At 66.1% G+C, this 20,621-nt stretch carries 21 protein-coding genes; 1 reads left to right on the top strand and 20 read right to left on the bottom strand.

What is annotated here, in order from left to right:
• Positions 1-23: 23 nt before the first annotated feature.
• From VM780_RS01540 to VM780_RS01460, 17 genes are all read right to left on the bottom strand, one after another.
• Positions 24-1,532, bottom strand: coding sequence for an NADH-quinone oxidoreductase subunit M (locus tag VM780_RS01540; RefSeq protein ID WP_325444403.1), 1,509 nt, complete (start codon positions 1,530-1,532; stop codon positions 24-26).
• A 4-nt stretch (positions 1,533-1,536) separates the two neighbouring features.
• Entirely contained in the window at positions 1,537-3,639 is a 2,103-nt protein-coding gene (gene nuoL / locus VM780_RS01535) for an NADH-quinone oxidoreductase subunit L (protein WP_325444401.1), read from the bottom strand.
• A 7-nt stretch (positions 3,640-3,646) separates the two neighbouring features.
• A complete protein-coding gene (nuoK, locus tag VM780_RS01530) occupies positions 3,647-3,955 on the bottom strand; it encodes an NADH-quinone oxidoreductase subunit NuoK (RefSeq protein WP_325444400.1) in 309 nt (102 codons plus the stop codon).
• On the bottom strand, positions 3,952-4,587 hold the full coding sequence (locus VM780_RS01525) for an NADH-quinone oxidoreductase subunit J (protein ID WP_325444399.1): 636 nt from the start codon (positions 4,585-4,587) through the stop codon (positions 3,952-3,954). The genes nuoK and VM780_RS01525 overlap by 4 nt, the downstream gene beginning before the upstream one ends.
• A 97-nt stretch (positions 4,588-4,684) precedes the next feature.
• On the bottom strand, positions 4,685-5,173 hold the full coding sequence (nuoI, locus tag VM780_RS01520; RefSeq protein ID WP_325444398.1) for an NADH-quinone oxidoreductase subunit NuoI: 489 nt from the start codon (positions 5,171-5,173) through the stop codon (positions 4,685-4,687).
• A gap of 22 nt (positions 5,174-5,195) precedes the next feature.
• Entirely contained in the window at positions 5,196-5,429 is a 234-nt protein-coding gene (locus VM780_RS01515) for a hypothetical protein (protein WP_325444397.1), read from the bottom strand.
• Positions 5,426-6,436, bottom strand: a complete 1,011-nt coding sequence (gene nuoH / locus VM780_RS01510; protein WP_325444395.1) for an NADH-quinone oxidoreductase subunit NuoH — start codon at positions 6,434-6,436, stop codon at positions 5,426-5,428. The genes VM780_RS01515 and nuoH overlap by 4 nt, the downstream gene beginning before the upstream one ends.
• A 3-nt stretch (positions 6,437-6,439) precedes the next feature.
• Complete coding sequence (nuoG, locus tag VM780_RS01505; RefSeq protein WP_325444393.1) at positions 6,440-8,521, bottom strand: NADH-quinone oxidoreductase subunit NuoG; 2,082 nt, start codon at positions 8,519-8,521, stop codon at positions 6,440-6,442.
• 7 nt (positions 8,522-8,528) lie between these two features.
• Positions 8,529-9,839 (bottom strand): NADH-quinone oxidoreductase subunit NuoF, encoded by a 1,311-nt coding sequence (nuoF, locus tag VM780_RS01500; RefSeq protein WP_325444391.1) that lies wholly within the window; start codon positions 9,837-9,839, stop codon positions 8,529-8,531.
• 2 nt (positions 9,840-9,841) lie between these two features.
• Positions 9,842-10,783, bottom strand: coding sequence for an NADH-quinone oxidoreductase subunit NuoE (gene nuoE, locus VM780_RS01495; protein WP_325444389.1), 942 nt, complete (start codon positions 10,781-10,783; stop codon positions 9,842-9,844).
• Positions 10,783-11,034 (bottom strand): hypothetical protein, encoded by a 252-nt coding sequence (locus VM780_RS01490; RefSeq protein ID WP_325444387.1) that lies wholly within the window; start codon positions 11,032-11,034, stop codon positions 10,783-10,785. Before VM780_RS01490 ends, nuoE begins: the two co-directional genes overlap by 1 nt.
• A complete protein-coding gene (locus VM780_RS01485; protein ID WP_325444385.1) occupies positions 11,031-12,215 on the bottom strand; it encodes an NADH-quinone oxidoreductase subunit D in 1,185 nt (394 codons plus the stop codon). Before VM780_RS01485 ends, VM780_RS01490 begins: the two co-directional genes overlap by 4 nt.
• Positions 12,208-12,642, bottom strand: coding sequence for a GFA family protein (locus VM780_RS01480; RefSeq protein WP_325444383.1), 435 nt, complete (start codon positions 12,640-12,642; stop codon positions 12,208-12,210). The genes VM780_RS01485 and VM780_RS01480 overlap by 8 nt, the downstream gene beginning before the upstream one ends.
• A gap of 8 nt (positions 12,643-12,650) precedes the next feature.
• The gene (locus tag VM780_RS01475; RefSeq protein WP_325444381.1) at positions 12,651-13,262 is read right to left on the bottom strand and encodes an NADH-quinone oxidoreductase subunit C; all 612 of its coding nucleotides are present in this window, start codon (positions 13,260-13,262) and stop codon (positions 12,651-12,653) included.
• Positions 13,263-13,272: 10 nt separating this feature from the next.
• Positions 13,273-13,854 (bottom strand): NADH-quinone oxidoreductase subunit B family protein, encoded by a 582-nt coding sequence (locus tag VM780_RS01470; RefSeq protein WP_325444379.1) that lies wholly within the window; start codon positions 13,852-13,854, stop codon positions 13,273-13,275.
• Complete coding sequence (locus VM780_RS01465; protein WP_325444377.1) at positions 13,845-14,210, bottom strand: NADH-quinone oxidoreductase subunit A; 366 nt, start codon at positions 14,208-14,210, stop codon at positions 13,845-13,847. Before VM780_RS01465 ends, VM780_RS01470 begins: the two co-directional genes overlap by 10 nt.
• Before the next feature lie 231 nt (positions 14,211-14,441).
• Positions 14,442-16,460, bottom strand: coding sequence for a CDP-glycerol glycerophosphotransferase family protein (locus tag VM780_RS01460; RefSeq protein WP_325444375.1), 2,019 nt, complete (start codon positions 16,458-16,460; stop codon positions 14,442-14,444).
• A 142-nt stretch (positions 16,461-16,602) separates the two neighbouring features.
• Between VM780_RS01460 and VM780_RS01455 the strand changes: the two genes are divergently transcribed.
• A complete protein-coding gene (locus VM780_RS01455; RefSeq protein WP_325444374.1) occupies positions 16,603-17,961 on the top strand; it encodes a methyltransferase domain-containing protein in 1,359 nt (452 codons plus the stop codon).
• Positions 17,962-17,963: 2 nt separating this feature from the next.
• Here VM780_RS01455 and VM780_RS01450 read toward each other — a convergent pair whose 3' ends face one another.
• The 3 genes from VM780_RS01450 to VM780_RS01440 all read right to left on the bottom strand — a co-directional run bounded on the left by VM780_RS01450 (position 17,964) and on the right by VM780_RS01440 (position 20,346).
• Positions 17,964-18,770 (bottom strand): S1/P1 nuclease, encoded by an 807-nt coding sequence (locus VM780_RS01450; protein WP_325444372.1) that lies wholly within the window; start codon positions 18,768-18,770, stop codon positions 17,964-17,966.
• Positions 18,771-19,138: 368 nt separating this feature from the next.
• Positions 19,139-20,029 carry a sulfotransferase gene (locus VM780_RS01445; protein ID WP_325444370.1) on the bottom strand — a complete coding sequence of 297 codons (891 nt, stop codon included), beginning with the start codon at positions 20,027-20,029 and terminating at the stop codon, positions 19,139-19,141.
• A gap of 131 nt (positions 20,030-20,160) precedes the next feature.
• Positions 20,161-20,346 (bottom strand): hypothetical protein, encoded by a 186-nt coding sequence (locus VM780_RS01440; RefSeq protein ID WP_325444368.1) that lies wholly within the window; start codon positions 20,344-20,346, stop codon positions 20,161-20,163.
• Positions 20,347-20,621 lie beyond the last annotated feature (275 nt).

The following is a 20,621-nucleotide window of genomic DNA, read 5'->3' as shown; positions in this document are numbered from 1 at the left end:
GGAGAAGGAGGCGGCGTGCGTCATCACTGCCCCGCCATGGCGGCCTTGCCGGCCGAGGCGATGGCGGCCTGCGCGGACTGCAGCATGCCGTCGACGGACGCGGCGGACATGTCGAGCACGGGCGCGGGCCACACGCCGTAGATCACGGTTAGGACCGCGAGCGGGACCAGCAGCGCGATCTCACGGCGCGACAGGTCCGGGATCGCCTCGAGGCCCGGCTTGATCGTTCCGAACACCACGCGGCGATAGAGCCACAGCGCATAACCGGCCGAGAGGATGACGCCGGTGGTGGCGAACAGCGCGACCCAGGTGTTGGCCTGGAACGCGCCGACCAGCGTCAGGAACTCGCCGACGAAGCCGGAGGTGCCGGGCAGGCCGACATTCGCCATGGTGAACACCATGAAGGCCGCGGCGTACCAGGGCATCTTGTTCACGAGGCCGCCAAAGGCCGCGATCTCGCGGGTGTGCAGCCGGTCGTAAACGACGCCCACGCACAGGAACAACGCGCCCGAGACGAGCCCGTGGCTCACCATCTGGAACACCGCGCCCTGCACGCCCTGCGGGTTCATCGCGAAGATGCCCATCGTCACGAACCCCATGTGGGCGACGGACGAGTAGGCGATCAGCTTCTTGATGTCCTCCTGCATCAGCGCGACCAGCGAGGTGTAGATGATCGCGACCACGGAGAGCGCGAACACCAGCGGCGCGAAATCGGCGCTCGCGATCGGGAACATCGGCAGCGAGAAGCGCAGGAAGCCGTAGCCGCCCATCTTGAGCAGGATGCCGGCGAGGATCACGGACCCGGCCGTCGGCGCCTCGACATGCGCGTCCGGCAGCCAGGTGTGCACCGGCCACATCGGCATCTTGACCGCGAAGGACGCGAAGAAGCCGAGCCACAGCCACCACTGCATGCCCGCCGGGAACTTGTAGGCCAGCAGCGTCGGGATGTCGGTCGTCCCCGCCACGCCGTACATCGCGAGGATCGCGACCAGCATCAGCAGCGAGCCGAGCAGCGTGTAGAGGAAGAACTTGAAGCTGGCGTAGACCCGTCGCGCCCCGCCCCAGATGCCGATGATCAGGAACATCGGGATCAGGCCGCCTTCGAAGAACAGGTAGAACAGCACGAGGTCGAGCGCCGAGAACACGCCGATCATCAGCGTCTCGAGCACCAGGAACGCGATCATGTACTCCTTCACCCGATGGGTGATCGAGTTCCATGAGGCGAGGATGCAGAACGGCATCAGGAAGGCCGTGAGGATGATGAACGGCGTGGAGATGCCGTCCACGCCCATTCGGTAGTTGATCGCGCCGCCCAGCCATTCCGCGTTCTCTACGAACTGAAAGCCCGGATTGGCGTGATCGAACTTCGCCCACAGCACGAGCGCGATCACGAAGTCGACCACCGTGGTCCACAGCGCGACGTGGCGCACGTTGCGGAGCGCGGCCTCGTCGGTCCCGCGGATCATCAGCAGGAAGCACACGCCGACCAGCGGCAGGAAGGTGATCAGGGAGAGGATCGGCCAGTCGGTCATCCCGTCACATCCCCCGAACCATGAACCAGGTGAACAACGCCGCGACGCCGATCAGCATCGCAAAGGCGTAGTGATAGACGTAGCCGGTCTGCAGCCGCACCACCCGGTCGGTGACGTCGATCACCCGCGCCGACACGCCGTTCGGCCCGAGCCCGTCGATGATCTTCCCGTCGCCGGTCTTCCAGAGGAAGCGGCCGATCCACTTGGCGGGGCGCACGAAGACGAGATCGTAGAGCTCGTCGAAGTACCACTTGTTGAGCAGGAACCGGTAGATCAGCACCTGCTGACGCGCGAGCCGGCCCGGCAGGTCGGGCCGCTTGACGTAGAACAGCCAGGCGATCGCGAAGCCGATCACCATCACGATGAAGGGCGCATAACGGACGAGCGCCGGCACGTCATGCATGTGATGCATGATCTCGTTGTGCTCGCCCGTGAAGAGCGCCTCGCGCCAGAACGCCTCGTGCCCCTCGCCCACGAAGGCGCCGTGGAACACGATGCCGGCGAAGAGCGCGCCGACGCTCAGCAGAAGCAGCGGGACGAGCATCACGCGCGGGCTCTCGTGGACATGGCTCATGGTCTCGAGCGATGCCCGCGGCGCGCCGTGGAAGGTCAGGAAGATCAGCCGCCACGAGTAGAACGAGGTGAGCAGCGCCGCCGTGACCGTCATGACGAAGGCGTAGGTCCCCACGCTCGAATGCGCCGCATAGGTCGCCTCGATGATCGCGTCCTTGGAGTAGTAGCCGGCGGTCAGCGGGAAGCCGGTGAGCGCGAGCGTGCCGATCACCATCATCCAATAGGTGACCGGGATCAGCCGGCGCAGGCCGCCCATGTTCCGCATGTCCTGCTCGTGGTGCATCGCATGGATCACCGAGCCGGAGCCGAGGAACAGCAGCGCCTTGAAGAAGGCGTGGGTGAACAGGTGGAAGATCCCGACCCCATACGCCCCGACGCCGAGCGCCGCGAACATGTAGCCGAGCTGCGAGCAGGTCGAATAGGCGATGACGCGCTTGATGTCCGTCTGCACCAGTCCGATCGTCGCGGCGAAAATCGCGGTCGTGGCGCCGATGAAGGTCACAAAGGCGAGCGTGTCCGGCGCATGCTCGAAGATCGGCGACATGCGCGCGACCAGGAACACGCCGGCCGTCACCATCGTGGCGGCGTGGATCAGCGCCGAGACCGGCGTCGGCCCTTCCATCGCGTCCGGCAGCCAGGTGTGCAGACCGATCTGCGCCGACTTGCCCATCGCGCCGATGAACAGCAGGAAGGAGATGACGGTCAGCGCGTGCCAGTCATGGCCGAGGAAGTGGATCGTCTTGTCGGCGACGCCCGGCGCGGCGGCGAAGATCGTCTCGAAGGAGAGGCTGCCGAACACCGCGAAAGTCGCGAACATGCCCAGCGAGAAGCCGAAATCGCCCACGCGGTTGACCACGAAGGCCTTGATGGCCGCCGCGTTCGCCGACGGCTTCTGGTACCAGAAGCCGATCAGCAGATAGCTCGCGAGGCCGACCCCTTCCCAGCCGAAGAACATCTGGACGAGGTTGTCCGACGTCACCAGCATCAGCATGGCGAAGGTGAAGAGCGACAGATAGCCGAAGAACCGCGGCCGGTGCGGATCCTCGTGCATGTAGCCGATCGAGTAGAGGTGGACGAGCGCCGACACCGAGTTGACGACGACCAGCATCACGGCCGTCAGCGTGTCGACCCGGAAGGCCCAGTCGAGCTGCAGGCCGCCGGCCGAGATCCAGCGCATCACCTTCACATGCGCGTCGGCGTCGTTGAGCGTGACGTCCACGAAGGCGAACCATGACAGGACCGCCGACACCATCAGCAGGCCGGTGGTGACGATCTCCGCCGCGCGGGAGCCGGCGGCGGCCGGCTCGGCCGGACCGTGGGCGTGGTCGTCGTGGCCATGGTCGCTATGCGCGTGGTCGTCGTGCGGCGCAAAGTCCGCGGCCGTCGGGTGCGCGTCGTGGTGGTGACCGTGGCCATGGTGGAAGGCGTCGACCGGGCCGACCGCGCCGGGGTGGCGCTGGCGCGCGCCCGCGAGCGCGATGCAGCCGGCGATGATCGCGCCCAGCAGGGGCAGGAAGACGATGAGATAGTACATCGCGTCCTCAGCCCTTCATCATGTTGATGTCGGACACCGCGATGGTGCCGCGGTTGCGGAAGTAGACCACCAGGATCGCGAGGCCGATGGCCGCCTCGGCCGCCGCGACCGTCAGCACGAACAGCGCGAACACCTGGCCCTTCAGGTCGCCCAGATGGGTCGAGAAGGCGACGAGGTTGATGTTGACGGCGAGCAGGATGAGCTCGACCGACATCAGGATGATGATCACGTTCTTGCGGTTCAGGAAGATGCCGAACACCCCGATCGTGAACAGGATCGCGGCGACGACGAGATAGTGCTCGAGCCCGACGGTCATCGGACGCCTCCCCCTTCGGCGACGCCCTGCCCGACCGGCGCCTTCACGACCTCGATCGCGGCGGCCGGCCGGCGGCCGACCTGCTCGGCGATGTTCTGGCGTTTCACGCCCACCCGGCGCTCGCGCAGCGTCAGCACGATCGCGCCGACCATCGCGGTCAGCAGCACGAGGCCCGAGGCCTGGAACAGCAGGACATAGTCCGTATAGAGCACCCGGCCGAGCGCCTCGGCGTTGGTCATGTCGCTCGGGATCGGCGTCTGAGCCGGCGTCTTGGGCAGCGCGCCCGACACGCTCCAGGCGCCGACGACCAGCACCAGCTCGGACAGCACGACCAGCCCGACCAGCAGGCCGACCGGCAGATATTGCAGGAAGCCCGCGCGCAGCTCGCGATAATCGGCGTCGAGCATCATCGTCACGAACAGGAACAGCACCGCGACGGCGCCGACATAGACGACGACCAGGATCATCGCGAGGAACTCGGCGCCCATCAGCACGAAGAGGCCGGCCGCGTTCACGAAGGCGAGGATCAGGAAGAGCACCGAGTGCACTGGGTTGCGCGCCGAGATCACCATCACGGCGGCCGCGACCGTCACGCTGGCGAACACATAGAAGAAGATGTCGGGCAGGGTCATGGGCGGCTTCCTGAGCCTGGTCCGGCTGAGCGGCGGCTGAGTACGGCGCGACGGGCGGAACGTAAAGGCGCGAGCGGCGCTCCGATGGATTTCCGGCTCACCGGAACGGCGCGTCGAGCGCGATGCGGCGGGCGATCTCGCGCTCCCAGCGGTCGCCGTTCGCGAGCAGGCGCTCCTTGTCGTAGTAGAGCTCTTCGCGGGTCTCGGTGGCGAACTCGAAGTTCGGGCCCTCGACGATCGCGTCGACCGGACAGGCCTCCTGGCAGAAGCCGCAATAGATGCACTTCACCATGTCGATGTCGTAGCGGGTGGTGCGCCGCGTGCCGTCATTGCGGCGCGGCCCTGCCTCGATGGTGATCGCCTGCGCCGGGCAGATCGCCTCGCACAGCTTGCAGGCGATGCAGCGCTCCTCGCCGTTCGGATAACGGCGCAGCGCATGCTCCCCCCGGAAGCGCGGCGAGAGCGCGCCCTTCTCATAGGGGTAGTTGATGGTCGCCTTTTCCCGGAAGAAGTAGCGCATCGACAGGAAGAACGCCGATACGAACTCCTTGAGGAACAGCGAGCGGGCCGCTTGGTCGAGCCGCATTCCAGAACCCTCTCCGCGAGCCTCAGCCCGCCAGCATCTCAGCCGCGACATAGCCGACGACCGCGATCTCCACGATCGTCGTCGCGATGACGATCGGACCGGCGAGCCGGCGGATCGTCGTGAACTTGCGGGCGTCTTCGGGCGACGCCCCAGCGATCTGCCGGTCGAGCCCGGCGTTCAGCGCCTTGGCGCCAAGCGCCCCGATCAATGCGCCGAGGAGCGCGCCGACCGCAGCGCCGACGAGGCCGTAATTCACCCGGGCGCCCAGCCCGTGAACTGCAGCACGCCCGCGACAAGCACCACCATGAACAGCGAGATCGGCAGGAACACCTTCCAGCCGAGCCGCATCAGCTGGTCGTAGCGGTAGCGCGGCACGAACGCCTTCACCATCGCGAACATGAAGAAGACGAACGAGCCCTTCAGGATGAACCAGACCACGCCGGGCACCCAGGTGAAGGGCGCGAACGGGATCGGCGAGAGCCAGCCGCCGAGGAACAGGATGGTGGTCAGCGCGCACATGGTCAGGATCGCCACGTACTCGCCGAGCATGAACAGCAGATACGGCGTCGAGCCGTACTCGGTCATGAACCCGGCGACGATCTCCGATTCCGCCTCGACGAGGTCGAAGGGCGGCCGGTTCGTCTCGGCCAGCGCCGAGACGAAGAAGATCACGAACATCGGAAACAGCGGCAGCCAATACCAGCCGAACAGGCCGGCGGCGGTGTCCTGCGCGCGCACGATGTCAGAAAGGTTCAGCGAGCCGACGCAGAGCAGCACGGTGATGATCACGAAGCCGATCGAGACCTCGTAGGACACCATCTGGGCGGCCGAGCGCAGCGCGCCGAGGAACGGGTATTTCGAGTTCGAGGCCCAGCCGCCCATGATGACGCCGTAGACGCCGAGCGACGAGATCGCGAACACATAGAGCACGCCGACATTAATGTCCGCGATCGCCCAGCCGTCGGCGAGCGGCACCACCGCCCAAGCGGCGAGCGCCAGGAAGCAGGTGACGAGCGGCGCGAGCAGGAAGATGCCCTTGTTCGCGCCCGCCGGAATCACCGGCTCCTTGAGCACGAACTTCAGCAAGTCGGCGAAGGACTGCAGCAGCCCGAACGGCCCGACGACGTTCGGGCCGCGCCTGAGCTGCACCGCCGCCCAGACCTTGCGGTCGGCGAGCAGGATGTAGGCGATGAACACCAGCAGCGCGACCAGCAGCACGACGCTCTGGAGCACGATCAGCAGGACGTGGAGAATCGTGTCCATGGCTTACTCCGCGGCCTGCGCAAAGCGGGCGGCGCGCAGCGCGCTCATCTCGGCCATGACGGCGGACGCGCGGGCGATCGGATTGCTGAGGTAGAAGTCCGGCACCGCGGCGCGGAACGGCTCGCGTCCAAGTGCGCCGCCGGTCCCGGCGAGACGCTCGACGTCCGCGGCGTCGCCCGACGCGATCTCGTTCAGCGCCCGCATGTGGGGATGCGCAGCGAACAGAGCCGAACGGAGCTGAGCCATGGTGTCGTAGGGCAGCCGCGCCCCAACCTGCTCGGACAGCGCCCGCAGGATCGCCCAGTCCTCGCGGCCCTCGCCGGGCGCGAAGGTGGCGCGGTTGGCGAGTTGCACCCGGCCTTCCGTGTTGACGTAGAGGCCGGACTTCTCGGTGTAGGCCGCGCCCGGCAGGATCACGTCCGCGCGGTGCGCGCCGCGGTCGCCATGGGTGCCGACATAGACCACGAAGGCGCCCGGCTGGACGTCGATCTCGTCGGCGCCGAGCAGGAACAGCAGGTCGAGCGCCCCGGCCTGCGCCATTTCGCGCGCGGTCAATCCGCCCTCGCCCGGGACGAGCCCGAGGTCGAGCGCCCCGACGCGGCTCGCCGCCGCGTGCAACACGGCGAAGCCGTTCCAGCCCGCCGCCAGCGCGCCCGCATTCTTCGCAAGCTTCGCCGCTGCCGAGAGCACAGCCGCGCCGCCCTCGCCCGCCGCCGCGCCGGCGCCGACGATGATCAGCGGCCGTTCGGCTTCGGCGAGGACCTTCCCGAAGGAGTGCTTGCCTTCCACGAGCTCGGTCAGGGTCTCGGGACCGGCGCCGAGATGCTCCGCCCCATACGTCAGGTCCACCCGCTCGCCGACGAGGCCGACGCGCACGCCGCCGCGCCGCCAGCGCTTGCGGATGCGGGCGTTCAGCACCGGCGCCTCGTGGCGCGGATTAGTCCCGATCAGGAGGATCGCGTCCGCCTGCTCGACGCCCGCGATGGTCGGGTTGAAGATGTAGCTCGCCCTGCCCTGCGTCGGATCGAAGGCCGCGCCGTCCTGGCGCGCATCGAGGTTCTGCACGCCGAGCCGGTCGAACAGGTCCTTGAGCGCGAACATCTCTTCGACCGCCGCAAGGTCGCCGACGATCGCGCCCACGCGGCCCTTATGCGCAGCCGTGAGCCGGGCGGCCACGACGCCCAGCGCCTCGCCCCAGCTCGCCGGCCGCAGCCGGCCGTTCTCGCGCACGTAAGGCCGGTCGAGCCGCTGCGTTCCAAGGCCGTCCCAGACGAAGCGGGTCTTGTCGGAGATCCACTCCTCGTTCACGTCCTCATTGACGCGCGGCAGGATGCGCATCACCTCGCGGCCGCGCGCGTCGACCCGGATCGCCGAGCCGAGCGCGTCCATTACGTCGACCGACTCGGTCTTGGAGAGCTCCCAGGGCCGCGCCTTAAACGCATAGGGCTTCGAGGTCAGCGCGCCGACCGGGCAGAGGTCGATGACGTTGCCCTGCAGCTCCGAGGTCATCGCGGTTTCGAGATAGGTCGTGATCTCCATGTCCTCGCCGCGGCCGATGGCGCCGATCTCCGGCGAGCCGGCGACCTCCGCCACGAAGCGGACGCAGCGCGTGCAATGGATGCAGCGGTTCATCTGCGTCTTCACCAGCGGGCCGATATATTTGTCCTCGACCGCGCGCTTGTTCTCGAAGAAGCGCGAGCCTGAGACCCCGTAGGCCATCGACTGGTCCTGCAGGTCGCACTCGCCGCCCTGGTCGCAGATCGGGCAGTCCAGCGGGTGGTTGATGAGCAGGAACTCCATCACCCCCTCGCGCGCCTTGCGCACCATCGGGGAGCGGGTGGAGACGACCGGCGGCTCACCGTTCGGGCCGGGCCGCAGGTCGCGCACGCCCATCGCGCAGGAGGCGACCGGCTTCGGCGGCCCGCCTTTCACCTCGACGAGGCACATCCGGCAATTGCCGGCGATCGACAGCCGCTCATGGAAGCAGAAGCGCGGGATCTCTGCCCCCGCCGCCTCGCAGGCCTGCAGGATCGTGTATTCGGCCGGGACGTCGATCTCGGCGCCGTCGACGATGATCTTGGTCATGGTCGCCCTACTCCGCCGCCACGGCCGGCATCGCGTAATCCGCCGGCGTCGAGCGGGCGGTGTATTCGTCGATCCGACGCTCGATTTCATGGCGATAGTGCCGGATCAGCCCCTGCACCGGCCATGCCGCCGCGTCGCCGAGCGCGCAGATGGTGTGGCCCTCGATCTGGGTCGTGACCTCGAGCAGCATGTCGATCTCGCGCTTCTCGGCGCGGCCCTCGGCCATGCGGCTCACCACCCGCCACATCCAGCCGGTGCCCTCGCGGCACGGCGTGCACTGGCCGCAGCTCTCATGCTTGTAGAAATACGAGATGCGGGCGATGGCGCGGATGATGTCGGTCGACTTGTCCATCACGATCACCGCCGCGGTGCCGAGGCCGGACTTCAGGTTGCGGAGCGTGTCGAAGTCCATCGACAGATCCTGGCACTGGTGCTCCGGCAACACCGGGACGGAGGAGCCGCCCGGGATCACGCCCAAAAGATTGTCCCAGCCGCCGCGCACGCCGCCGCAATGCTTCTCGAGAAGCTCGCGCAGCGAGATGCCCATCTCTTCCTCGACATTGCACGGCCGCTCGACATGGCCGGAGATCGAGAACAGCTTGGTGCCGGTGTTGTTCGGCTTGCCGAGGCCGGCGAACCAGTCGCCGCCCCGCCTGAGGATCTCGCCCGCGACCGCGATCGACTCGACGTTGTTGACCGTCGTGGGGCAGCCATAGAGGCCCATATTGGCCGGGAACGGCGGCTTCAGCCGCGGCATGCCCTTCTTGCCCTCGAGGCTCTCGAGCAGCGCGGTCTCCTCGCCGCAGATGTAAGCGCCCGCGCCGTGATGGACGTAGATGTCGAACGGCCAGCCATGCTTGTTGTTCGGCCCGACGAGGTTTTCCGCATAGGCCTCGTCGACCGCGCGCTGCAGCGCCTCGCGCTCGCGGACATATTCGCCGCGGATGTAGACGTAGCAGGCGTTGGCGTGCATCGCGAAAGACGCGATCAGGCAGCCTTCGATCAGGAGATGCGGGTCGTTCCGCATGATCTCCCGATCCTTGCAGGTGCCGGGCTCCGACTCGTCGGCATTGACGACGAGATAATGCGGCCGGCCTTCCTGCGGCTTCGGCATGAACGACCATTTGAGGCCGGTCGGGAAGCCGGCGCCGCCGCGGCCGCGCAGGCCCGAGGATTTCATCTCGGCGATGATCCAGTCCCTGCCCTTCTCGAGCAGGAGCTTGGTGCCATCCCAGGCGCCGCGGCGCAGCGCGGACTTCACGTCAGCGCCGTGGCGGCCGTTGAGGTTGGTGAAGATGCGGTCGCGGTCGGTCAGCATGTTCAGGCCTTCCCGTCCTTGCCCGTCTTCGGCGCGCCTTCGACGGGCGCGACGCCGGGGTCGGCCGGCTTGTCCGGCGAGGTTCCTACGGTCGGCGAACCGGAAGCGACGTCGGTCTTCGGCGTCGGCTGGGCGCCGGAGCCGAGATAAGGCTGGCCCTCGCGCCGGCTGCGGTCGCTCGCGCGGGCGCCCGGAGCAGCGTCAGCGTCGCGCTTGTCCGCGCTGGACTTGGCTTCCGGCCGCGTGGTGTCGCCCGGCCGCCCTGCCTTGTCGGGCGACGTCTGCTCGCCCTCTCCATGGCCCTCGAAGCGCTTGCGCCAGGCGCCGACGCGCGAGCCGTCATAGAGCGTTTCGTCGGTCAGCGAGGTGTCGCCGCCGAACGGCGCGGAGCAGGAGCGGCCCGTCTGCGAGCCAGGCTGAACCTCGCGCCCGGCGCGCAGATCCTCGAGCAGCGCCTCGAAGCTCGCCGGATCGAGATCCTCGAAATAGTCGTAGTTGATCTGCGCCATCGGCGCGTTCGCGCAGGCGCCGAGGCACTCGACCTCGAGCCAGCTGAGCTTGCCGTCCGCGGTGACGTGGCGCTCTTCGCCGATCACCTTCCGGCAGACCTCCTTGAGAGCGTTCGCGCCGCGCAGCGCGCAGGGCGTCGTGCCGCAGAGCTGGACGAAGTGCTCGCCGACCGGGGCCAGGTTGAACATCGTGTAGAAGGTCGCGACCTCCATGACCCGGATCGTCGGCATGCCGAGCATCTCGGCGATCGCCCGGATCGCCGGCTCCGGCACCCAGCCGCCGTTCTGCTCCTGCGCCTTCCACAGCAGCGGGATGACGGCCGACATCTGGCGGCCTTCCGGGTATTTGGCGATCTGCCCTTCCGCCCAGCGCAGGTTATCCTGCGTAAAGGCGAAGCTCTCGGGCTGGACCTCGGCGAGGCGACGGACGGACATTAGCGGCCCTCTCCCTGCCGTTTGAAGCAGTTCACGAGCGCGCTCGAGCGCGGGTCGATCATCATGACGTTCACGTCGCCGAACCGGGAGCGGTTCGCGATCTGGTAGCCCTGCCGGGCGAGGTCGTCGCCGCGCACAGTCTTATCCTCGGTCGGAAGCGAGCAGTCGTAGCGCGCAAGATCGAGCGCCTTCTCGGCCAAGCCCGGGACGGAACTCCCGAACAGCAGCGCAGTCGCGACAGCGGCCCTCACCGGTCGACCTCGCCGAACACGATGTCGAGGGAGCCGAGGATCGCCGAGACGTCGGCCAGCATGGTTCCGCGGCACAGATGGTCCATGGCGGAAAGATGCGCGAAGCCCGGCGCGCGGATCTTGCAGCGATACGGCTTGTTGGTCCCGTCGGAGATCAGATAGACGCCGAACTCGCCCTTCGGCGCCTCGACGGCGGCGTAGACCTCGCCCTCCGGGACCCGATAGCCTTCGGTGTAGAGTTTGAAGTGATGGATGAGGCCCTCCATCGAGCGCTTCATCTCGGAGCGCTTCGGCGGCGCGACCTTGCCGTCGAGCGTCGCGATCGGGCCGGTCTCCTTGCGCAGCCGGGCGCAGCACTGCTGCATGATGCGCGTCGACTGGCGCATCTCCTCCATGCGGATCAGGTAGCGGTCGTAATTGTCGCCGTTCTTTCCGACCGGAACGTCGAAATCCATCTCGGCGTAGCACTCATAGGGCTGCGACTTGCGCAGATCCCAGGCGGCGCCGGAGCCGCGGACCATGACGCCCGAGAAGCCCCACTCCCAGGCCTCATGCAGCGGCACCACGCCGATGTCGACGTTGCGCTGCTTGAAGATCCGGTTCTCGGTCAGCAGCGCGTCGATGTCCGCGAGCGCCTGGAAGAAGCCGTCGCACCAGACGTCGATGTCGTCGACGAGCTCGGTCGGCATGTCCTGGTGCACGCCGCCGGGACGGAAATAGGCCGCATGCATGCGCGAGCCGGACACCCGCTCGTAGAACACCATGAGCTTCTCGCGCTCCTCGAAGCCCCAGAGCGGAGGCGTCAGCGCGCCGACGTCCATCGCCTGCGTGGTGACGTTGAGGAGGTGGCTCAGGATGCGGCCGATCTCGCAATAGAGCACGCGGATGAGCTGCGCGCGGATCGGGATGGCGACGCCGAGCAATCGCTCGGTCGCAAGGCAGAAGGCGTGCTCCTGGTTCATCGGCGCGACATAGTCGAGCCGGTCGAAGTAAGGCATCGCCTGCAGGTAGGTCTTGGCCTCGATCAGCTTCTCGGTGCCGCGATGCAGCAGCCCGATATGCGGATCGACGCGCTCCACGACCTCTCCGTCGAGCTCCAGGATGAGGCGCAAAACACCATGGGCCGCAGGATGTTGCGGGCCGAAATTGATGGTGAAGTTGCGGATGTCCTGCTCAGCCATCCGTCCTGGACTCCCGCCACGCTGCGATCTCGTCCCCGCGCCATTTGCGGGTGGGGTTGGCGAATTCGTAATTGGCTGGCTTCTCTTCGTAGAAGACTTCGCTCTCGAACGGGAAGCGGCCGGGATCGTCGACGGCCTGAGACGAGACGTCCGCGCTGCGGCCGTCGAGCGCGCGCCAGAACACCGTCGAGCCGCAGACCTTGCAGAAGCCGCGCTCCGCGTTCGCGGACGACCGGTATCGTCCGACCGCGTCACCGCCCGTGAGCTCCAGGCTCGCCGGATCGATCGGCAGATACAGGAACGGCCCGCCGACCCAGCGCCGGCACATGCCGCAGTGACAGGCGTGCATCGCGCCGTCCTTGAGCGTCGCGGCGAAGCTCACGGCCCCGCACAGGCACCTGCTCTGAACCCTGTCTCCGGCCGCCATGGCTTGGCTCACTGCGGCTGCTTGGCCTTCTCGTCGCCGGGCAGAACGTAGTCCACGCCCTCCCATGGCGACAGGAAGTCGAAGTTGCGGAACTCCTGGTTGAGCCGGACCGGCTCGTAGACCACGCGTTTGGCTTCGTCGTCCCAGCGGACCTCGACGAAGCCGGTCATCGGGAAGTCCTTGCGCAGCGGATGACCGTCGAAGCCGTAATCGGTCAGCAGGCGCCGCAGATCCGGATGACCCGAGAACAGCACGCCGTAGAGGTCATAGGCCTCGCGCTCGAACCAGAGCGCGCCCGGGAAGACGCCGGTGACGGACGGAACGGGCGTCTCGTCGTCGGCCTCGACCTTCACCCGGATGCGCGTGTTCTTGTACGGCGAGAGCAGGTGGTAGACGACGTCGAAGCGCTTCTGGCGCGCCGGCCGGTCGACCCCGCAGATGTCGATGAAACAGACGAAGCGGCACTCGGGATCGTCGCGCAGGAACGTCAGCAGCGAGACGATGTCGGCGGCCTCGGCTTCCAGCGTCAGCTCGCCGAACGCGACCCGCGCCGCGCGCACGGAGGCGCCGAGGTTTTGCGCGATATGCGCGCCGAGCGCGGTCAGAAGGTCTTCGGCCATCGCCCCGCCCTCACCGCTCGATCGTGCCGGTGCGGCGAATCTTCTTCTGCAGCAGCAGCACGCCGTAGAGCAGCGCCTCCGCGGTCGGGGGGCAGCCCGGAACGTAGATGTCCACCGGAACGACGCGGTCGCAGCCGCGCACCACCGCATAGGAGTAGTGGTAGTAGCCGCCGCCATTGGCGCAGGAGCCCATGGAGATGACGTAGCGCGGCTCCGGCATCTGGTCGTAGACCTTGCGCAGCGCCGGAGCCATCTTGTTGGTCAGCGTGCCGGCCACGATCATCACGTCCGACTGGCGCGGGCTCGCGCGGGGCGCGAAGCCGAAGCGCTCCACGTCATAGCGCGGCATCGACGCCTGCATCATCTCGACCGCGCAGCAGGCGAGCCCGAATGTCATCCACATCAGCGAGCCGGTGCGGGCCCAGGTGATGAGGTCTTCCGCGGTGGTGACCAGGAAGCCCTTGTCGGAGAGCTCGGCGTTGACGTCGCCGAAGAAGCGGTCGTCATGGCCGATGGGGCGGCCGGACCCGTCCACCAAGCCCTTTGGGGCCGGCGCGACCAGGGTCTCGGCGCGGGGAGCGTTCAGTCCCATTCCAGAGCTCCCTTCCGCCACTCATAGACGAACCCGACGGTCAGCACGCCGAGAAAGATCATCATCGACCAGAAACCGAACAGCCCCACGGCCTTGAAGGCGACCGCCCAGGGGAACAGGAAGGCGACCTCGAGGTCGAAGACGATGAACAGGATGGCGACGAGGTAGAACCTGACGTCGAACTTCATCCGCGCGTCGTCGAACGCATTGAAGCCGCACTCATAGGCGGAGAGCTTCTCGGGATCCGGATTCCGATAGGCGACCAGGAACGGCGAGACGAGCAGCGCGACGCCGATGAGCAGCGCGACGCCGAGGAAAACCACCAGCGGGAGATAGTCGGAAAGCAGGTCCGTCATCGCCTTTTCGCCTCCGGCTGACGCCTGAGCCGTCGCGCCAGCGGGCTCCGCCGCGCGCCAGTGCGACGCAGCAAAGCGCCTCGGCGCGGAGGCTTAGACCCCTGCGCCAAAAGGCGCAAGGCATGCCAGACGCGAAACGGAAGAATTCCAAAGAGCGCCGCCGGGTTCTCCCCGAGGGGCCGGCCGTCGCCCTAGCGTGCGGCGGGGCGCAGGGCTGCCCCGCCCCTGACGTTACTCCGCGGTCTCCCGGGCGAGCGGCCCTTCGTCGGTCGAGCCGCCATTGCGGTCGATCTCGAGACAGTCCGATACGGCCTGCATCAGCCGCTCGCAGTTGCGGTCGTCGACATGCCGGAAATACTGCCGCCGCGCCCGCTCCAGCGCGCTGTCCGCGGCGCCCCGGCGGCTCCAGATCTGCCGCACCTCGCGTTCGACCTCGTCGGGCGTCGCCGCCCGCGGCCCTGGCAGGTCGCGCTCGACGTCGATGAAGGCATTCTCGGCGAACCGGTACTCCTCGGCGTCGAAGGTGAAGAACACCGTCGGCCGGCCGATATAGAGCGCGTCGAAGGCGATCGACGAATAGTCGGTGATCACGCAGGCCGCACCGGCGAGAATCTCCTGGATGTCGCTGACGTCGGCGATGTCGTGCGCGCGGGCGCCGAACTGCTCGACATGCCGGGCGATGATCGGGTGGCCGACGAGCCTCAGATTCGCGCCGAGTTCGTCCGCCGCCTCACGCAGCCTGTCGATCGCCGCCGCCCATTGGCCGCAGAAGTTCGACGCGGCGAACTCGTCCAGCGTCATCCGCTCGAGCCCCGGCCGCCAGGTGGGAAATACGATGATGTCCCGGCTTTCGCCGACGCGCGCCTGGGCCAGCCGCACGAGGTTGTCGAACCGCGGGAAGCCGGCGGCGCGGATGCGGCTCGGCTCGTATTTGCAGGCCTTCATCACGAAGCCCGCCTCCTGGGTGGAGCACACCGCGAAGACGTCGAAGGCGCGCCGCGAACTCGCATAGGCGTCCATGCTCTTCTTCAGCGCGGTCACGCCGTGCTGTAGGAAGATCGTCCGCGGGTATCGCGGCAGCAGCGTCTCGGCGAAATAGGGATAGACGTAGGAGGGATGATGCGTGAACGCGATCACGCCGCACTCCACGCATCTCCTGAGGTGCTCGTAGCTGCCGAACGACAGCACGTGCTCGCCGCCCACCTCGGAGCGGAACTCCTCCTCGATCACGTAATAGGAGCGCACGTGGCCGCGGTCGAGCGCGTAGCGGAAAAGATGGGTCGCATTGTCGCGCGCGGCGTTGGTGTATTCGCCGAACAGGCACACATCGCGCGCCGGCGCGCTCGCGGCGTAGCGGGCAAGCTCGTCCCACTGAGCGCTGGTGATCGCCAGCCGTTCGAAGCGTAGCGTTGCGGAAGCGCGGTCGATGAACGGATGAACCACCACTCCGCCGACCGCGAGCGGCTTCTGACGGCCAGAGAAATGCGCGTTGAACGCGTGCAACCCGGTAGCGCGGTCGTCGACATGCAGCGTCACGCTGTAGATCGAGGCCGGCAGCAAGGACCAGTCGAGCGAGAGCTTGACCTCGAAGCGATAAGCCTGCTCGCCACGATAGACCTGGTAGGCGCTGCCGGGCTGCCGGAACACCCAGCCGGCCCGCTTCAGCTTCACCGGCTCCGTCCAGCACTTCCCCTCATCGCGGAATTTGCGGATGCCGAGCGTGGCAGCGCCGATCTTTCGATTGGCGATCAGCACGCCCTTCAGCACGACGGCGTCGTCGGCTGTCTCGACATACTGGATGAAGGCCCGCTGCATCGGGGCGTCCGACTTCGGCATTCCGTATTCGAGATACAGGTGATGCGCCGAAAAGCCCCAGCCGGGCGGCAGGTCGATTCCGGTGTGGAACGGCCGGATGACGCGGTGCCAGGCGTCGTCCTGTCGCAGGAAGAACCGCGCCTGCTCGACGATGTGCCGGGGCTTCAGGGTGAGCGTGTAGAGCACGATCGTGTCGTCCTGGTAGACGAGCTCCGGCTTGAGCGTCGAGCGCGGCTGCCCGCGCGGTCGCAGATAGACGGCGTCAGGGCAACCCGTCGCCGCGCGCGCGACGAGGAAGAGACGGAGCCCCGCTGCGCCCTCGCTCATCCTCACCAGATAGTGCATGTCGCGATCGAGCTTCTGCACCCGATCGGCCTCACGCTCCCAAAGCGACATGACTTCGCGAACGACCTCGAAGGTCGAAATCTCCGCCACCCCAACCTCCGGTTCAAATACAACCCTGCCGCGCGCCATGCTTGCCAAGTGATCACATGATCAAATTCTGTGGCTTGCGATGCTGCGCCGCGCAAAGTAGATAACATATTTATGACGAGACGGGCTAGCTGGGGGACGCGACTTGCATAAATCCGTGTACGGACACCTGAGCGAAGCCGTCCGGGACTTCCTCGACCCGAAGCTAAGCTATACGGTGGTCGACTTCGGCGCTAAAGCAAGCAACGACGCCGCCCTGAAGATTGCCGATCTCTTCAAGGGCTATAGACATGAGTTAACTGGCGTTGACATCGAAGCTGGCGCTGGCGTCGACATAGTGCTGTCCAGCCCCTACGAGATTCCTCTGGAATCGGGCTCTGTGGACGTCGTCATCTGCAGCCACCGTTTCGAAAACATTCCATATTTCTGGACCACCTTCCTTGAGATGGCTCGCCTCCTTAAGGTTGGCGGACGGATCATGCTCGGGGCGCCTTCGCGCGGACACCCCCACGGCGGAGCCATCGACGCTTGGCGCTTCTACTCCGACGGCTTCAAAGCCTTGGCAGCCTTTGCGCATCTTCGCCTGGTGAGAGTCCACAGCGATCAACCCGCCCGGGCCGATAATGGCCGTTATGAATATGGCTCGGTCACGCCCTACAGATATTGGGGCGATACGATCGGCATCTTCATGAAAACAGCGGAATACGACCAAGGATTGATTGATCAGGTACGGACGCCGCTCATTTCATGGTCGAAAGCTGTCGCTGACGTCGACGCGACGCTTTCTCAGTTCGGCCCTGCTCCGCTCGGCAGGGGACAATCTCCAAAGATCACGCATGCGGCCTTCGGTATTGATTTTCCGTTCGATCCGAACCTGATCAATAAAAAGGTCGCGGACAAGATGAAGAACGGGCGCTACGAGATCCGCGAGGCTTCGGCGATTCAGTCCTATATGAAGGGCGGAGAGCGGGTGCTGGAGCTCGGCGGCGGGCTCGGCTTTATCTCGACGCTCGTGTCGCGCTTTAAGCGCCCGGCCTCCTACACGGTCGTGGAGGCCGACCCGCGCCTGATCCCGGTCATCAAGGAGACGCACAAGCTCAACGGCGTCACCGGAATCCGGGTCGAAAATTGCGTTGCGACCTCTGATCCCGCCGCGTTGGCGGCCGGCTTCTGCAAGATGAAGATCGCAAAGACGTTCTGGGGATCAAGCATCAAGGCTGAAGCGCAGGGCTCGGAAGGCGTTCTCGTCGAGGCCATTCCGCTGGAGAAGTTCCTGCAGGAGGACGAACCGGAGGTTCTGATCGCCGACATTGAGGGCGGCGAGCTCGACCTGTTCACCGGGATCGAAATGCCGACCGTCAATCTCGTCATCCTGGAACTGCATCCCACGATGATCGGCGACCACGGCGTGGCGCATGTCGAGGCGGAGCTCGCCCGTATGGGGCTTAAGGCCGAGCCCTACGATCCGGCGACGCGCGTCGGAATCTACAGCAGGCGCGATTGATCTCAGTCGAAGGCCCGGTTCAGAACGGCGGCTAGCCGGATTCCGGCTAAGCGGAGCCTCTGATTGATCAGGGGGGTGGCTCTCTCGGCGTAATCCGGAGCGAGCTCCACGGCTTCCTCCTGCGTACGGCCATCGCGAAAATCGATGCCGTAGGGACCGCTATAGATAAAGTCGCGCGAGATGTCCCTGCTCTCTCCGGCCCAGCTGCCTGGAGTTTTCAATGGGAGCGCCCTAGCTTCCGCTACCGCGCCCTGATCAGCCATGAGCTTGTCCGCGAGGGTTTTGGGGTCGCGGCCCTCCCTCTTTAGCAGGGCGGTCTGCCACAGCCGGTTGATGGTCACGGGCCTGCCGTTGAGGACGACCCACTGGCGGCCTTTGCCCCGCGTGGCATGGGTGGGCTGATGCACCTCAGCCACGAAGTGAACCACGAACTTCAAGGCGCGGAGCCGCTCTGCGTCGGACCGCGTACGATCCTGCAGGACGGCTATGTAGCCATCGAGAGCCTTGACCAGGCACGGCCGAGGTTGGCTGCAGTAGCGCGCGTTCGGACTGTATGCCTGGTGATCGAGCGGGAGCTGAACGGTGTGCCGAGGTCCATCTGGAGCGGCGCTTCTGATCTCGTCCGCCCAGGTGGCGATCGAAGCCAGATCTCCGCCGCCCTCCGAGCTCAATAGCTGCCGAACGCCGTTTCGCGCTGTAGGCGTAAGCAGGGCTTCGGCCTCATAAGCCACCGTCCGATGCCCAAGAGCCCCCCAGGCGCCTGCGGGGGAAGCGATCACCAACGCGAACATCAAGAGCAGTGATCGCATCGGCCTCTCCCAACGGTTGCTGCGTCCCAGAACGACCCATCCGTCAATCCAGGAAAAACGTGGCGCGCCCGTGGCGCTCGGCCCACTTGAACGCCGCACCCGACCGTTGGTTCAGCTTGCCCGACGAGGGAACTGCCAGAATATCAATGAGACCTCGAGCCGATCGGACGCGTCGATCGCCTGGTCGCGTCGAACGCGGCATGCGCCTGACATAATCAGCCCCCTCAGAGACTGGCGGTGGAGGCCGTTGCAGGGCGAAGACGCGCCGTTCGCGTTCGCGGTTCGAGCGGCGTCACCAGGACCCGTGATCACGACGTTTATCAAGGCGCAGGCGGCGCGATTCACTCGGCCGCCCTGATGTCACCCGATTAGTACGGCGCGTTGAGCCACTCGCGCGCCGGGCCGCCGAAGGTTTCGGCGCATGCCTTTCGCTCTGCTTCAAAAAGATGCCGCATAAGGCGCTGCACCGGCTCCGTTCGGGAGGAGACGAATGGCTTTGCCTTCCTGTTATAGCCAGGGTCAAGGAAGGACGATTTGCTGGGGTCGCCGCCAAGCAGCGAGATGAACCGCTCGCGAACCGAGGCCGGGTCGCTCGTCACCTCGTCGAGGAAAAAGAAGTGGAACCGGTCCTCGCCGAAGGCGTCGCGCCACCGTTTCGCGATCTCCGTCGGGTATGACAGCGAACGGTTGAACGGTCTGCGGAAGAAGCGCCGAAGCGAGGGCGCATCCTGCTCGGCCTCCGCTGGTATCTGCCCCCGCGAAATCACCATTCTCCAGTGGGACCAGGCGCGCTCCACGGGATCTCGAAGCATCAGGATGACCTTCGTTCGTGGAAATCGATCCGCCAGAGCCTGTACGGTTTCGCCGTCGAGGACAGAGAAACGCGGCGTGACGTCGCCGCTCAACAATTGGCCTTTCGGCGAGAACAGGCGCGCGTAGTCGTCCATGTCCCGCGTCTTGTTGATCATGTCATAGACGATCTCGAAGAACACGAGATCGGGCTTCTCCAGAGGCCTTACGCCGTCTTTAAGACGGCGGAGGTTCACCTTCTTGATCTTTTTGGGATTGGCGTGGAATCGCTGGGCCGCAAGAACGGCGCTGCCATTTTGGAACTGAGGGAAGAAGAAGTTCAGCTCCTTGATCGGCGTCATCCAGAAATCCGGATGAAACTGAAGCTGATCATAAAGCCACTGCGTCCCCGCCTTCTGTAGCCCGATACAGATGAAATCAGGCCCATCCTCGCGCGCCGTCTCCGCCACTACATTTCCCCTTACGCTCAACCACCGGCGCCGCAAAATGGAACCGCGCGGCCAAAGCCCCGCGGTTGAAGTCTCAGGACGCTGGCGCGCCCCGCGCCCTGATATGCCAGCTCAGCCCGGCAGGCGACCAGTCACGCCGCCTTGCTGGCGAGGCCGTTCTGAAGGATACGCGCGCACTTCCGCGGCGCCTTGATCGTATTGTTGGCCACCGCACGGATCACGGCCCGCATCAGCCGCACCCGCATGCGCTTGGCTTCCTTCGGGGTCGGCGCTTCAGAAATCTTCTTGACTCGATTTCGCACCTTGCGCGGCGTCATTATCTTGGGAGCGGCTGACTCTGAAGTCATTTTAGCCTCCTTAGCGCTTCTTGAAGCGAATATTTAGGACGATTGCAGTGGCCCTGGGAAGAGCTTTGCCCCACTCTGGGTATAGTTCAATTTCCGTCTATGTTGTCAAGTCGGGTCTATGAGGCCTTTTCGGGTGATGAGGCTGATGACGTGGTCGGCGAGTTGTTCGGGGGTGTTGGCGGTGGTGTCGAGGGCGAGGTCGGGGTTTTCGGGCCGTTCGTAGGGGGAGGAGACGCCGGTGAAGT

This window comes from Hansschlegelia sp. (assembly GCF_035538955.1).
Classification (GTDB): domain Bacteria; phylum Pseudomonadota; class Alphaproteobacteria; order Rhizobiales; family Methylopilaceae; genus Methylopila.
Note: the sequence above shows the minus strand (reverse complement) of the source record. Positions and strands in the feature narration are given on the sequence as shown.

Excerpts from the sequence above, each read along its gene's own strand:
- nuoH (WP_325444395.1), bottom strand. The coding sequence starts at position 6,436 with ATGGACACGATTCTCCACGTCCTGCTGATCGTGCTCCAGAGCGTCGTG.
- VM780_RS01525 (WP_325444399.1), bottom strand. The coding sequence starts at position 4,587 with ATGACCCTGCCCGACATCTTCTTCTATGTGTTCGCCAGCGTGACGGTC.
- nuoL (WP_325444401.1), bottom strand. The coding sequence starts at position 3,639 with ATGTACTATCTCATCGTCTTCCTGCCCCTGCTGGGCGCGATCATCGCC.
- VM780_RS01475 (WP_325444381.1), bottom strand. The coding sequence starts at position 13,262 with ATGGCCGAAGACCTTCTGACCGCGCTCGGCGCGCATATCGCGCAAAAC.
- nuoE (WP_325444389.1), bottom strand. The coding sequence starts at position 10,783 with ATGTCCGTCCGTCGCCTCGCCGAGGTCCAGCCCGAGAGCTTCGCCTTT.
- VM780_RS01440 (WP_325444368.1), bottom strand. The coding sequence starts at position 20,346 with ATGACGCCGCGCAAGGTGCGAAATCGAGTCAAGAAGATTTCTGAAGCG.
- nuoK (WP_325444400.1), bottom strand. The coding sequence starts at position 3,955 with ATGACCGTCGGGCTCGAGCACTATCTCGTCGTCGCCGCGATCCTGTTC.
- VM780_RS01450 (WP_325444372.1), bottom strand. The coding sequence starts at position 18,770 with ATGCGATCACTGCTCTTGATGTTCGCGTTGGTGATCGCTTCCCCCGCA.
- VM780_RS01480 (WP_325444383.1), bottom strand. The coding sequence starts at position 12,642 with ATGGCGGCCGGAGACAGGGTTCAGAGCAGGTGCCTGTGCGGGGCCGTG.
- nuoF (WP_325444391.1), bottom strand. The coding sequence starts at position 9,839 with ATGCTGACCGACCGCGACCGCATCTTCACCAACCTCAACGGCCGCCAC.
- VM780_RS01465 (WP_325444377.1), bottom strand. The coding sequence starts at position 14,210 with ATGACGGACCTGCTTTCCGACTATCTCCCGCTGGTGGTTTTCCTCGGC.
- VM780_RS01485 (WP_325444385.1), bottom strand. The coding sequence starts at position 12,215 with ATGGCTGAGCAGGACATCCGCAACTTCACCATCAATTTCGGCCCGCAA.
- VM780_RS01470 (WP_325444379.1), bottom strand. The coding sequence starts at position 13,854 with ATGGGACTGAACGCTCCCCGCGCCGAGACCCTGGTCGCGCCGGCCCCA.
- nuoI (WP_325444398.1), bottom strand. The coding sequence starts at position 5,173 with ATGCGGCTCGACCAAGCGGCCCGCTCGCTGTTCCTCAAGGAGTTCGTA.
- VM780_RS01540 (WP_325444403.1), bottom strand. The coding sequence starts at position 1,532 with ATGACCGACTGGCCGATCCTCTCCCTGATCACCTTCCTGCCGCTGGTC.
- nuoG (WP_325444393.1), bottom strand. The coding sequence starts at position 8,521 with ATGACCAAGATCATCGTCGACGGCGCCGAGATCGACGTCCCGGCCGAA.